General features: G+C 48.7%; 12 protein-coding genes and 1 other RNA gene. 7 read left to right on the forward strand and 6 right to left on the reverse strand.

The annotated features are described in order from the left end of the window. The first annotated feature begins 110 nt into the window (after positions 1 to 110). Positions 111 to 473: a transfer-messenger RNA gene (ssrA, locus tag HMPREF2711_RS01985) on the forward strand. Between the two features lie 166 nt (positions 474 to 639). Here the strand turns inward: ssrA and HMPREF2711_RS01990 are convergent. From HMPREF2711_RS01990 to hda, 4 genes are all read right to left on the reverse strand, one after another. Beyond that, entirely contained in the window at positions 640 to 1,425 is a 786-nt protein-coding gene (locus HMPREF2711_RS01990; protein WP_003747159.1) for an endonuclease/exonuclease/phosphatase family protein, read from the reverse strand. 157 nt (positions 1,426 to 1,582) lie between these two features. Then, positions 1,583 to 1,897 carry a TonB family protein gene (locus tag HMPREF2711_RS01995; protein ID WP_003747161.1) on the reverse strand — a complete coding sequence of 105 codons (315 nt, stop codon included), beginning with the start codon at positions 1,895 to 1,897 and terminating at the stop codon, positions 1,583 to 1,585. A 60-nt stretch (positions 1,898 to 1,957) separates the two neighbouring features. Further along, positions 1,958 to 2,626: a histidinol-phosphatase gene (locus tag HMPREF2711_RS02000; protein WP_003747163.1), complete on the reverse strand. Its 669-nt coding sequence runs from the start codon at positions 2,624 to 2,626 to the stop codon at positions 1,958 to 1,960. Beyond that, a complete protein-coding gene (gene hda, locus HMPREF2711_RS02005; protein ID WP_003682428.1) occupies positions 2,623 to 3,291 on the reverse strand; it encodes a DnaA regulatory inactivator Hda in 669 nt (222 codons plus the stop codon). Before hda ends, HMPREF2711_RS02000 begins: the two co-directional genes overlap by 4 nt. A 218-nt stretch (positions 3,292 to 3,509) precedes the next feature. On the opposite strand from hda, the gene HMPREF2711_RS02010 reads away from it, so the two are divergent. From HMPREF2711_RS02010 to HMPREF2711_RS02025, 4 genes are read left to right on the forward strand one after another with little or no spacing between them, the layout of a single operon-like run. Beyond that, complete coding sequence (locus HMPREF2711_RS02010; protein WP_003747165.1) at positions 3,510 to 4,148, forward strand: DedA family protein; 639 nt, start codon at positions 3,510 to 3,512, stop codon at positions 4,146 to 4,148. Between the two features lie 46 nt (positions 4,149 to 4,194). Further along, a complete protein-coding gene (locus HMPREF2711_RS02015) occupies positions 4,195 to 5,631 on the forward strand; it encodes an MBOAT family O-acyltransferase (protein WP_003747167.1) in 1,437 nt (478 codons plus the stop codon). Between the two features lie 10 nt (positions 5,632 to 5,641). After that, positions 5,642 to 6,670 carry a peptidoglycan O-acetyltransferase PatB gene (patB, locus tag HMPREF2711_RS02020; protein ID WP_070615348.1) on the forward strand — a complete coding sequence of 343 codons (1,029 nt, stop codon included), beginning with the start codon at positions 5,642 to 5,644 and terminating at the stop codon, positions 6,668 to 6,670. After that, positions 6,667 to 7,779 carry an SGNH/GDSL hydrolase family protein gene (locus HMPREF2711_RS02025; RefSeq protein ID WP_070615351.1) on the forward strand — a complete coding sequence of 371 codons (1,113 nt, stop codon included), beginning with the start codon at positions 6,667 to 6,669 and terminating at the stop codon, positions 7,777 to 7,779. The genes patB and HMPREF2711_RS02025 overlap by 4 nt, the downstream gene beginning before the upstream one ends. A gap of 107 nt (positions 7,780 to 7,886) precedes the next feature. Here HMPREF2711_RS02025 and HMPREF2711_RS02030 read toward each other — a convergent pair whose 3' ends face one another. Beyond that, a complete protein-coding gene (locus HMPREF2711_RS02030) occupies positions 7,887 to 8,477 on the reverse strand; it encodes a LemA family protein (protein ID WP_003747173.1) in 591 nt (196 codons plus the stop codon). Positions 8,478 to 8,618: 141 nt separating this feature from the next. Next, complete coding sequence (locus tag HMPREF2711_RS02035; protein ID WP_036493718.1) at positions 8,619 to 9,707, reverse strand: metallophosphoesterase; 1,089 nt, start codon at positions 9,705 to 9,707, stop codon at positions 8,619 to 8,621. A 103-nt stretch (positions 9,708 to 9,810) separates the two neighbouring features. On the opposite strand from HMPREF2711_RS02035, the gene HMPREF2711_RS02040 reads away from it, so the two are divergent. Then, on the forward strand, positions 9,811 to 10,719 hold the full coding sequence (locus tag HMPREF2711_RS02040) for a Dyp-type peroxidase (protein WP_070615354.1): 909 nt from the start codon (positions 9,811 to 9,813) through the stop codon (positions 10,717 to 10,719). Positions 10,720 to 10,930: 211 nt separating this feature from the next. After that, positions 10,931 to 12,598 carry a ShlB/FhaC/HecB family hemolysin secretion/activation protein gene (locus tag HMPREF2711_RS02045; protein WP_003747178.1) on the forward strand — a complete coding sequence of 556 codons (1,668 nt, stop codon included), beginning with the start codon at positions 10,931 to 10,933 and terminating at the stop codon, positions 12,596 to 12,598. Positions 12,599 to 12,683 lie beyond the last annotated feature (85 nt).

Consider the following 12,683-nt stretch of genomic DNA (forward strand, 5'->3'; position numbering starts at 1 on the left):
CTAAACAAAGAGGCCGTCTGAAAAAGCAAACCGCTGTTCAGACGGCCTTTTTAATCGAACAGCAACTTGGCAAAGCCCGCCGACATGCGTATAATCAACCCTTCCTATCTGGGGGCGATCTTGGTTTCGACGGGGGTTGCAAAGCAGATGCGGGCATACCGGGGTCTCAGATTTCCCGTTAAACACTGAATCAAAATAGTCGCAAACGACGAAACTTACGCACTGGCCGCTTAAGGCCTGCCGTTGCAGCAGTTGGTCAATGGGCTGTGTAGCGCAAGCTACCGCAACGTCATTCTACATTGACTGGTTTTCTGTCGGGTTACTTGGCAGGAAACGAGATTTAAGGTAACTGGTTCCCTGAAGGCCTGTTGGTCGGCATGATGGGGACGAGATTCTAAATAGACACAACTAAGTATGTAGAACGCTCTGTAGAGGACTTTCGGACGGGGGTTCGATTCCCCCCGCCTCCACCAGATTTAAAGCGCAAACTTTTGATTTAAAAAGGTTTGCGCTTTTTTATAAACTTAAAACAGGCCGTCTGAAACGTTTCAGACGGCCTTATTTTCTTCTCAAATATCTGAGTGAAAAACACTTTTTCTTTCAATACATTGCCAATGGTGCTTAAGAAAGATTTCAACCTTATATTTTTCTATCGGACTTCATATCCATTTTACGATGCGGTCTAACTGTTACACTCAACGGCAGATGATCTGACAAATGCTGCCAGTCTTTACTGTTGTGAATTTCAGAATCGATGACATCAAGGTTGCGCGTGTAAATGCGGTCAAGGCTGAGGATGGGCAGGCGCGAGGGGAAGGTTTTGGGGCGTTTGCCTGTATTATCGACGAATACTTCGTTCAAATCTAATGCCCTGCCCAGCTCACGTGCTGATTTTTGCCGCCAGTCATTGAAATCGCCGGCAATAATCAAGGGGCTGTCAGGGTTGATGTGGCGGTCGACATAGTCGCTGATGGCGCGGTATTGTTTGAGGCGGTCTGGCTCGCGCAGATTGAGGTGGACACACAGACACACCAGCGGATCTTCCCAACCTTCGGGTACGACCTCGCAATGCAACAGGCCGCGTTGTTCAAGTTTGTTGACACTGATGTTGAGGTTGTTTTCCGTTTTCAGCGGCAGGCGGCTGAGAATGGCGTTGCCGTGGTGTCGTTTGGGATAGACGGCATTTTTGCCGTAGCTGCGATGATAATCGAGGCTGTCGCCGATGATGTCGTAATGCGGCGCATCGGGAAAGTCGGTACGGCGGCTTCTGTTGAGATGTTGTCCTTGGACTTCTTGTAAAAACAAAACGTCCGAACCCAATGCACCCAGCGCGTCAGCCATGCGGTTGACCTGCACTTTGCGGTTGAGCGCAGACATGCCTTTGTGCATATTGTAAGAAGTAATGGTAACTGGACGGGGAGACATGATGTGTGATGAAGCGGTTTATTTGTTTTAGTATAGCACCGGAGCGTGTGGTTTTACGGCAATTTTGGTTATACTTGTTTAACGAATAAAACGGCGTTTTGAGAGGGGGTTTCCCAATCAAAACGCCTTCTGTTTTTCAGACGGCCTTGCGTCCGAATCAGTTGTTGATTACTTCAACATTGGTTTCAAAAGTAACGGTGTGTTGGTATTTAGATGCGGTTTTGCGTTTCGGATAAGGATATTTGGAAACGCTTTTCACTGCGCGTTCGTCCATTTCAGGATTGCCGCTGGATTGAATGATATTCACGCGGTCAACGTTGCCGGCAGGAGTCGTGAAAACATCCATCAAAACGGTTTTAACGCTGCCGTTTTGCGCTTTCATGGCTTCCAGAGTTTCGGTATCGGCTGCTTGTGCAGTACCGAATACAGCGGCAAACAACAGGGCTGAGGCGAGGAGTTTAGTCGTTTTCATGTTTTAGTCCTTATTAGGGTTGTGGTTAGGTTTAAATATTTCAGACGGCCTGATTGATCGTTATTTGAAATTCAAAATCGGCCAACCTTTTGCTTTGGCTTCTTTTTCCAGCTCGGCATCCGGATTGACGGCGACAGGTTCGTCCACAATACGCAGCAACGGCAAATCGTTTTTGGAGTCGCTGTAAAAATAAACCTTGCCGTAGCTTTCAAAGGTCTCGCCGCGCTCGGCAAGCCATTGGTTCAATCGGGTAATTTTGCCTTCTTTCAGGCTGGGCGTACCGACATAGTTGCCGGTATATCGGCCGTCTTCGCCGGTTTCAAGCTGCGTGCCGATAACGTTGTGAATACCGAAAAGATGGCAGATCGGGGTAATGATGAATTCGTTGGTCGAAGAAATAACCAACATTTCGTCGCCCGCCATTTGATGGCTTTGCACCAGCATACGCTGCATCGGGGAAATATACGGAACAATATACTCGGCCATAAACTCGCGATGAAACTCAGCCAATTCTTCCTTGCTGAAACGAGCCAAAGGCGCGAGATGGAATTTAAGGAAGGCATCAATATCAAGACAACCGTTTTGATAGTCTTGGTAAAACTTTTCATTTTGCGCCTCGGTTTCAGCCGCATCGACTATGCCTTTTTTAATCAGGTATTGCGGCCAGGAGTGATCCGAATCGGTATTGATCAAGGTATTGTCGAGGTCGAAAATGGCAAGGTTTTTCATTGGGTTTCCTGTTGTTTTAAAAGCTGGCGCAAAAGCGGCAAAGTAATGCGCTTGCCCATCATAACGGCATAGTTGTCGAGGGTATCGAGCATTTGCATCAGACTGTCCATATCGCGCCGCCAATGGTTCAGCAGGTATTCGAAGATTTCCGGATCGATGGTTACCTGACGGGCAGCCGCCATGCTGACGAGCGCATCGATTTTTTCCCGGTCGGTCAGCGGTTTGACTTCGTAAACCAGGCAATACGCCATGCGTGTGCGCAAGTCTTCACGGATAACGAGCTGCTGCGGCGTATATTCGGAACTCAAAAGCAAAAAACCTTTGCCGCTGTTGCGGAAGCGGTTGAAGATGGCAAATAGTAAAGCCTGTTCTTCATTATTAAGCTTTTCGATTTGGTCAATGGCAAGATATTCTGCATCCAACGCGGCTTCTGTCAGCGGCGTGGCGGCGGCGTCAATATAGAGGGCATTTCGTCCGGCATCGAGCGCCTGGGCGACCCATGCCTGCAAGAGATGGCTTTTGCCTGCGCCCTCTTCTCCCCAAACATAGATAAATTGCCCATGTTTGTGCTGCAACACATACACCAGCTCGGCATTTTCTGTTCCCAGAAATTTGTCGAAGCCGGGATAATCATGGCTGGCAAAATCGAAGATGAGCTGGTTCACAAAGGCGCACCGGTTAGGTTGAAATCGGCTTTATTTTACGTTGTTTTGCCGTCCACCATCAAGGATAAAGGCCGTCTGAAGCCTATACCTGCAACATATCTGCACTTCTAAACAGCTTACGGCATTGGTTTTATTCCGCTTTGGTTTTACAATGTCGAACTTCTCGCCGAAACATTTGTCTGTTCTTTTTCAGACGGCCTTTTTATTTGGGAACCCTAGTGATTTCTACCATTATCGATTTCATCCTCCATATCGACCAACACCTTGTCCACCTCTCCGCCCAATACGGCCCGTGGATTTACGCGATTTTGTTTGTTGTGATTTTCTGCGAAACCGGTTTGGTCGTAACGCCGTTTTTACCCGGCGACTCGCTGCTGTTTGCTGCCGGCGGTATCGCGGCCATCGGCGGCATGAACATCCACGTCATGGTATTGCTGCTGTTAGCGGCTGCCATTTTAGGCGATGCGGCCAACTTTATGATTGGCAAGTATTTTGGACAAAAACTGTTTGCCAATCCTGATTCCAAAATTTTCCGCCGTTCGTATTTGGAAAAAACCCATGCGTTCTATGAAAAACACGGCGGCAAAACCATCATCATTGCGCGCTTTGTACCGATTGTGCGGACGTTTGCGCCATTTGTCGCCGGTATGGGCGATATGCACTACGCAACGTTTATCCGTTACAACATTATCGGCGCAGTGTTGTGGGTATTGTTGTTTTCCTATGCAGGCTACTTCTTCGCCAATATCCCCGTCGTCAAAAACAATCTGGGCTTAGTCATGGCGGCAATCATCGTGATTTCGATTTTACCTGCGGTAGTCGAAATTATCCGAGCCAAACTTAATGCCAAAAAATAACAATCAATCGAAAAGTTTGAAAGTTTAAACACATCAAGGAATTGTCATGCCGTTGCTGTCTATTGAATTTGCGGTATTCTTTATCGTATTTTTGCCCTTGTACTGGGCATTTGCACGTTTGCCGCAAGTTCAAAACGTTTTACTTTTGGTTGCCGGGCTGGGCTGGCTTTACCGTATCGACCCCATTTTTGCCGCGCTGATTTTGGTTTACTCGTCTGTGGTTTACCTGATCAGCGTGCTGATGTTTTCTGAAAACGAGAATATCCGCAAATTTTGGCTGGGTTGCGGTATTTCAGCGGCATTGACTGTTTTGTGTTTCTTCAAATATTTCGACTTTTTCCGCCCGATTATTCAGCAATATACAGGACAAAGCGCCGTCATCGACATTATTTTGCCTCTGGGCTTGTCTTATTACACCTTCCAATCGCTGGCTTACTTGGTGTATTGCTACCGCGAGCCTAAAGGAGACCATTTTGAATGGCACGAGCTCCTACTGCATCTGAGCTTCTTCCCCACCATCACATCCGGCCCGATTATCCGTGCGGCCGCTTTTAAAAGCATAGACGGCGAACAAGCGGGCGCATTGGCGCAAATCCGCACCAAACAAGCACGCCAACTGATTTATCCGGCGTTGGCGGTCGGCCTGATTGTGTTGGGCATTGCCAAAAAATGGTGGCTTGCCGGCGTATTGGCGGAAGGCTGGGTATCGCCTGTTTTTGAAAATCCGGCTCAGTTCGACGGCTGGGGCGTGTTGTCTGCAATTTATGGCTACACCTTCCAACTCTTTTTCGACTTTTCCGGCTATTCGGATTTGGTCATCGGCTTGGCCATGCTGCTCGGCTTCCAGCTGCCGAAAAACTTCGCCGCGCCGCTTCGTGCCATCAACATCCGCGACTTCTGGGACAGATGGCACATCAGCCTGTCCACTTGGATTCGCGACTATATCTATATCCCTTTGGGCGGCAGCAAAAAAGGCTTCGGACGCACCCAGCTCAATCTGATGATTGCCATGTTGCTTTCCGGCATTTGGCATGGCTACGGCTGGAGCTTTTTGATTTGGGGCGCGCTGCACGGTGCGGCCTTGGTATTGCTTAACTGCGGCGACAAAATCGTCGGCCGCAATGCCTTAGGCCGTCTGAAAATCGGCAAACCGCTCGCCTGGCTGTTTACCTTCCATTTCGTTTGTTTCGCGTTTGTCGTGTTCAACAGCGCAACGCTTGCCGATACGGAAATGCTGTTCAGCGCCTTATTTGCCAATGATAAAGGTTGGAACGCGCCTCTGCCGACCGACCTCATGTTGCTGGGTGCCTTTGCACTGATGCTTTTGCTGTACCCGTATTTGCTTCGCTTATTTGAAGCATCGGTAAAAGGCTTGGACAAACTGCCTGCATGGCTGTGGTTTATCCCTATCACGCTTATCCTCGCCCTGATTATCGTCCTCGCCCCGTCCGGCATTCCCGGCTTTATTTACGCCAACTTCTAAGGAGCAGAACATGAAACGCTTTATCTCCCTGTTTGTTTCGATTCTGCTCAGTGCGGTTGCGTTGACGTGGTTTGCCCAAAACTCCATCAATGCCTATTGGCAGCAGACCTATCATGAAAACAGCCCGCTTGAGCCTTTATCCGAATACACTTGGTGGCGTATCGGTGCAGATTGGCAACAAAAAGCCTACGAATTTTCAGACGGCCTGAAAGCTTCGCTGGAAGCAGAAGACGCTTCAGCTTCGGAAGACTCTGGCATTGAAACAACAAGGCCGTCTGAAAATACGGAAAACATTGAAGTATCCGACAATCAAAAAGACTCTGCTGCTTCCGATGCGACTAATAATACGGATACCACAGCCAGCGAGCCAAGCAATCAGGCTGATCAGTCGGCACCACAGGTTGTGTTGAAAAAAGGCAATAAAGTTTTCTTTGCCGGCGACTCGCTGATGCAGGGCGTTGCACCTTTCGTACAAAAACACCTCAAGCAAGAATATGGCGTACAATCGGTCAACCTCAGTAAGCAAAGCACCGGCTTGTCCTACCCAAATTTCTTCGACTGGCCGAAAACCATCGAACAAACTTTGCAAAAAGAACCCGATATCCGCGTTTTGGTTGTATTCTTAGGCCCCAACGACCCTTGGGATTTCCCGATGGGTAAAAAATATCTGAAGTTCGCCTCCCCCGAATGGGAGGCAGAATACCTCAGCCGCGTCCGCCGTATTCTTGATGCAGCCTCTACACATGATGTCCAAGTCATTTGGCTGGGCATTCCTTACATGAAAAAAGCCAAGCTCAACGAACAGATGCGCTACCTCGACAAAATCCTGTCGGGTACGGTGTCGCCTCAAGCCATTTGGTTGCCGACCGACAAACTGTTGAGCAATGGCGCAGAAGAATATGCCGACTCTGTCAAAGTAGATGGAAAAATCATCCGTTACCGCAGCAAGGACGGCATTCACTTTTCCGCAGAAGGCCAAAAACTACTGGCCGGAAAAATTATGGAAAAAATTAATTTTACACACGATACACAACCATGAAATTGAATAAAACCTTACTCCTCACGCTTCTCGCACTCCCTATTACCGCCTGCGCAACCAATGACGGTCTGTTAAGCAACTACGGCTCCAACCGCCCTGCCTGGCTGAATAAACTGCAACAGCTCAACCATACTTCAGACGGCAAATTCCGCATTATCCAAGTCGGCGACTCCCACACCGCCGGCGACTATTTCACCGACCGCCTGCGCCGCCGTTTGCAACAACAATGGGGCAACGGCGGCATCGGTTGGGTTTATCCCAACACCGTCAAAGGCCAGCGTATGGCAACCGTCCGTTACAACAGCAGCGGTTGGAACACCATCAGCAGCCGCAAATCACACAGCGATTTTTCTTTCGGCGGTATTGAAGCGCGCGCCGATGGCGGCAGCGTTACCTTAAGCGCAGCCGACGGCAGCATGGATATGCAACAAATCTCTATCTTCGGCAAACCGGTTTGGTCCGAGCAAACCCTGACCGTCAACGGCCGCGAAATCCCTGCCACACAAAACGGTTGGCAACTGATACGTACCAATGCTTCCCTGCCGATGACCCTCAGCAGCAGTATGCCTTGGCAAATCGGTTTCATTAATATCGAACGCCCCGGACGCGGCGTAACCGTTTCCGCCATGGGCATCAACGGCGCGCAGTTATCCCAATGGTCAAAATGGCGGCCGGGTATGTGGGAAGATTTGGCACAAACCAAAGCCGATTTAATCATCCTTGCCTACGGTACCAATGAAGCCTTTTCCGGCAACCTCGATATTTCCTCTACCGAGCGGACATGGCGCAATTACATCCGTCAAATCAAAAACACCCTGCCCAACGCAGGTATCCTGATCCTCGGTGCTCCGGAATCTTTGAAAACCGCCTACGGCAGCTGTGGCAACCGTCCGGTCTTACTCAGCGAAGTACAACAAATGCAGCAACGCGTTGCCCGTGACGAAAAAATCATGTTCTGGTCTTGGCAAGATGCAATGGGCGGAGCATGCAGCATGAAAAACTGGATGGCGCAAGGCTTGGCAGCCAAAGACGGCGTTCACTTCTCCGCACAAGGCTATGAAACTGCAGCCGATAAGCTTGCCGACAGCCTGATCCGCTTTGCCCAATAAATTGGCCAACGCCTAAGTATTTTTCATTAACAATACAAAAAAGGCCGTCTGAAATTCATATCTCAGACGGCCTTTGTTTATGGCTTATTCAATAAACTGCTTAATTTTTAAACCAACATATTGCTGCTCATTCGTTGCGTTTGGTTTTCCGTAAAACGAACCAAACTTGCCTGCTTGTCAAAACCCAATGGCTTGGCGACAAGACGGTTGGGCAATTTGTTCAAATGATGATTGTAGCTTCCGGCTCTACGGTTGTAAGCACGGCGTGCCGATGCGACTTCTGCTTCTGCGGCACCCAGCATTTCCATCAAACCGGCCAATTTCTCATCAGGATGTTGTTTCAAAAGGCTGTTGACGGCGGTTTGTAATTTTTTCAGCGCATGATTCAATGCTGTTTCGGTTTCGCACAGATGTTTGATTTTGGATTCGGAAAATGTTTTGGCAGTTTGCGCCAATGCGGTTTCAACTTCGACGCACATCTGCTGAACGTTTTGATCCGATGCAATGCCCTGCTCTTGCAGGTGTTTGCTGTATGCATCCAATACATGACGGACGGCCTGATGTCGGCAGTCGAGCGCAATGCGCAAAGAGACAAAGGATTCGCGACAGTCTTTTTTGCGGTCTTTCAACTGTTGTTTGAAATACAATAAGACGGCGGCGATTGATACAAAGATAAGTGCAAGACTGATAATGCCCATAGTGAGTTCCCTAGTTATGATGCCACTCATATCGGTGGCTGATTTTATTTACATCGATTATAATCCAATTTCAATATTTTTCCCAATTTTCATAAAAAAGGCCGTCTGAAATTCAGACGGCCTGAAGTTTATATTTCTATTTCAATGCTTTGACTTGATGTCAATCACCCACACTTCTGATTGAGAACCCAAACGAAGGGGAATGCCCCAGAAGCCGTAGCCCGAAGTGGTGAAGAAATGGCCGTTACCGATTGCCTCATAGCCGTAAGCAAGACGATAAAGCGTACGGACGATAAGGTTGGCGGGTGCGACTTGGCCGTTGTGGACATGGCCGGAAACCTGCACATCAATCGGCAGCCGGGCATGGGTTTCGATTGAAGTAGGACGGTGGTCCATCAGTAAAACCGGTAATTGGGTATTTTGACCTTCTAAAAGCTGCTCCGCACTGGGGCGTTTGTGATCCAAATCATCGCTCCGCCCCACCAGCAACACACCATTCACTTCCAAAACCTGATTGGCCAAAACCGTCAAACCTGCCGCTTCCAATTCATGTTTGATGCGTTTCTGATCACGGAACCAATCATGATTGCCCAAAGTGGCATAAACGCCCATCGGCGCAGTCAGTTTCTGCAAATGCGGTTTCATGTTTTCTTTCAGGTACGCATCGACGGTATCGTCCATCAAATCGCCCGGCAGCAACACCATGTCGACTTGTTCCTGCTTCATAATGTCGGTCAGCTTGTCCAATTGACGCGTGCCGAACAAAATCCCCAAGTGCAAATCGCTGGCCACGCCGATACGCAGCGGCTTATCCATCTTCTTATTGATGAATACAGTCTGATGGCGGATCACGGGCGTATAGGCGTTATACATCCCCAAACCGAGCAAACCGATCACAAACAAAGGCGCAAACAGCCTCAGGCTTCGAGAAAGCGGTTGGCGCGCCATAAAACGGCGCAGCAAAAGATACAGGATAAATGTCGCCAACGCGGCATACATCACAAACAGCAAGATCACCATCCAAAACGCCACCACGCGGAACATCATATGTCCCAATTCCAGCAGCAAGCCGACCAACAAGCCGTTTGTAATGAAATAGGAAATACCCATCAACCAACGTCTGCCGACTTTGCCGATCCAAGGCGCAAACAGCCATTGCAGCGAACGCCCAAGCCCGAATGTAAACACTTGCAACAGAATGACGCTCACAAAAAACATCTTGCCAAACATGCCTTTCCGCCCTAAAAAATCAAAAGGCAGATTTTAGGCCGTCTGAAACTTTCAGTGTATAATCCCCCGCGTAAAAACCCATAATATTTTGAAAGGAATCATCATGAGCCACCCTCAATCAGCTATTATTCCTGATCACGCACAAGCCGGTATTTTTATCGAAGCAGATATTTCAGACGGCCGCAACGAAGACATCAAATCTGCCTGCCGCCTTTCTTTGGAATCCTTGGCCAAACTGAAAACCCGTTTTCCAAATGATATTTTGGGTTTGACCATTGCCTTCGGCAGCCGCGCATGGCAATCGTTCGGCCATACTGACGAAGGCAGCGAAATCAAACCTTTCCCTGAATTGGGCAACGGCCTCGCCCCTTCCACCCAACACGACCTCTATATCCACATCCAAGCCACCGAGCAAAAAGCCGCCTATGCCTTGGCACAATCCGTATTAAGTGCATTCGGCGACAGCATCCGCGTAGCCACTGAAGAACACGGCCTGCGCCTGTATGAAGACCGCGGCTTGGACGGTTTTGTCGATGGCACGGAAAATCCGCAGGGCGATGACAATGTACGCAATGTTGCCATTATTCCCGAAGGCAAGCCTGATGCCGGCGGCAGCTATGTTTTGCTGCAAAAATACCTGCACGATTTGAAAAAATGGGATGCTGTTCCTACTGCCGAACAAGAAGCCAGCGTTGGCCGCAGCAAAGAAGCCAATGACGAATTCAGCAAAGACGTGCGCCTGCCCGACTCACATCTCGGCCGCGTCAATGTCAAAGAAAACGGCGTTGGTTTGAAAATCGTCCGCCGCAGCTTGCCCTTCGGCAAAATCAGCGGCGAACATGGTTTGATGTTCACTTCCTATTGCAACACGCTGCACAATATTGAAATCCAACTGCTCAATATGTTCGGCGATGCAGATGGTAAAACCGACTTACTGCTGAAATATTTGTCTAAAGCCGTATCAGGCGCCTACTATTACGCGCCTTCTGTCGAGCGTTTGCAAAATCTTTAACGGCTCAAAGGCCGTCTGAAAAAACCTGCCTTTTCAAAGGCAGGTTTTTGTTATTTAAATCCCATTAATATTTTTATGGTATCATCATAGAAATTGATTCCATTATTGCTTCATAAACCCTGATTGCAGACAACGATAAAAACCGATACGCCCCAGACAGCTATTTTCGATAAAATAAACCCGATCATTATCCCTATAAAATTACGACACCATGTATAAACCCCGCCTCCTTCCCCTGCCCGTATTGATTCTCTCCGCTCTGAACGCCTATGCGGCCAATACGCCAAATCCGCCTGATCAAATCGATAAAAACGTATCCAACCAATTCGACAAAGACTTCCGCGATAACCTCGACCAGATTCATTCGGTCGAAATCCAAAAACGCGAGCAGTCGGCATGGGATTTACAGAAAAAACAAGATAACGACGCGGTTGCACAAGAAGGGCCGTCTGAAAACAATACCGAATGCTTGGATTACACCGGTATCGAACTTTCCGGCATTACGCTCATCGATTCCAAAAAGATTGAAGCCAAGCTCCCCAAATGCATCAATCAAAACAACATCAACCAACTGAACCGAGACATCGTTGCCGAGTATATCGCTCAAGGCTATCCGCACACGCAAATCAAATTTGAAACCACGCCCGCGCGTGTTTTGAAATTGGCCGTCATCGAAGGCAAAATCCGTGAGATTACCGGCGGCTCCCGTACAGTCAACGTCGACACCCTCTTCCCCAATCATCAAGGCAAACCGCTGAACATCCAATACCTCGACCAAGGTATCGAACAGGCAAACCATGTTGCCGGCAACAACGTCAGCATCGATGTTTATCCGCATGATGACGGCACCGCCTCCATCCAACTCAACAACGATGCCGAAAAACATTGGGGCGGCAGCATCACCTTCGACAATAAAGGCAGCAAACCCAATACCACGACACTGCGCGGCAGCCTGAATATCGGCAGCCCGTTGGGATTGAGCGACTCCCTTTATCTAAACGGCTACACCAATCTAAACAACCACGACAGCCATTACAGTCGCGGCGGCAGCCTGTTCTACCAAGTTCCTTATGGCGCATGGACATTCAGCACTTACGCTGCCGCGTCGCAATCGCAAAGCATCCTAACGCCCAGCGTAACGCGCTATGCTTACCGCTCCAAATCCAAAGCGGCAGGAATCAAAGCAGACCGCGTATTCTCACGCAGTCAAAAACACATTACCTCCGCCTATGCCGGTATCGATTATGTGAAACAGACTGCAAAATTTGCCGACAGCAAACTGGAATTGCAAAGTCCGGAAATCTATTCGGCACAAGTCGGCCTGTCGCACACGGCCATCCTGCCAAACGGCATTTGGCTCAACAATATCGGCGTGGAACAAGGGTTTGCGAAAAATACCGAACACACACCGTTCGACAAACACTATACCTCTGTATCCTTGCAAAGCAATTTGATTCAAAACCGCCCATTGGGCAAATGGATCGTGCGCAACCATCACCAAATCGATGCCCAATATAGCCCGCATGATTTGTTTGCCGCCAAAGAAATGGACATCGTCGGTTATCAAAATGTACGCGGTTTCCGTTCGACTTCTTTGAGCGCAAGCAGCGCAGTCCTGTTGAGCAATACCGTTTATTTCCGCCGTAATACGCCTCACGGCATCTATATCGAACCTTATCTGGGCGCAGACATCGGCGTTGCCAAAAATCATCACGAAGGTTCGCAACGCGCCATGGGCTTAGTGGCAGGTTTGAATTTGGGCAAGGCGGACAAATGGCAGCTTTCTGCCGACTACGGCAAAGGTTTTGCGCGCATGCCCAACCAATCAAACAGCGAAAAACAGGATCATGTAACCGTTTCTTTACGCATTCCATTTTAAAATTATGTAAATATATATCCTTTTATCCAATATATAAACCGCTCATCTTAGCGTTATTAATTTCCCATTAATATCAATAGGATGA

This window comes from Neisseria sp. HMSC070A01 (genome assembly GCF_001810165.1).
Classification (GTDB): domain Bacteria; phylum Pseudomonadota; class Gammaproteobacteria; order Burkholderiales; family Neisseriaceae; genus Neisseria.

Excerpts from the sequence above, each read along its gene's own strand:
- HMPREF2711_RS01990 (WP_003747159.1), bottom strand. The coding sequence starts at position 1,425 with ATGTCTCCCCGTCCAGTTACCATTACTTCTTACAATATGCACAAAGGC.
- HMPREF2711_RS01995 (WP_003747161.1), bottom strand. The coding sequence starts at position 1,897 with ATGAAAACGACTAAACTCCTCGCCTCAGCCCTGTTGTTTGCCGCTGTA.
- HMPREF2711_RS02000 (WP_003747163.1), bottom strand. The coding sequence starts at position 2,626 with ATGAAAAACCTTGCCATTTTCGACCTCGACAATACCTTGATCAATACC.
- HMPREF2711_RS02015 (WP_003747167.1), top strand. The coding sequence starts at position 4,195 with ATGCCGTTGCTGTCTATTGAATTTGCGGTATTCTTTATCGTATTTTTG.
- patB (WP_070615348.1), top strand. The coding sequence starts at position 5,642 with ATGAAACGCTTTATCTCCCTGTTTGTTTCGATTCTGCTCAGTGCGGTT.
- HMPREF2711_RS02025 (WP_070615351.1), top strand. The coding sequence starts at position 6,667 with ATGAAATTGAATAAAACCTTACTCCTCACGCTTCTCGCACTCCCTATT.
- HMPREF2711_RS02030 (WP_003747173.1), bottom strand. The coding sequence starts at position 8,477 with ATGGGCATTATCAGTCTTGCACTTATCTTTGTATCAATCGCCGCCGTC.
- HMPREF2711_RS02035 (WP_036493718.1), bottom strand. The coding sequence starts at position 9,707 with ATGTTTGGCAAGATGTTTTTTGTGAGCGTCATTCTGTTGCAAGTGTTT.
- HMPREF2711_RS02040 (WP_070615354.1), top strand. The coding sequence starts at position 9,811 with ATGAGCCACCCTCAATCAGCTATTATTCCTGATCACGCACAAGCCGGT.
- HMPREF2711_RS02045 (WP_003747178.1), top strand. The coding sequence starts at position 10,931 with ATGTATAAACCCCGCCTCCTTCCCCTGCCCGTATTGATTCTCTCCGCT.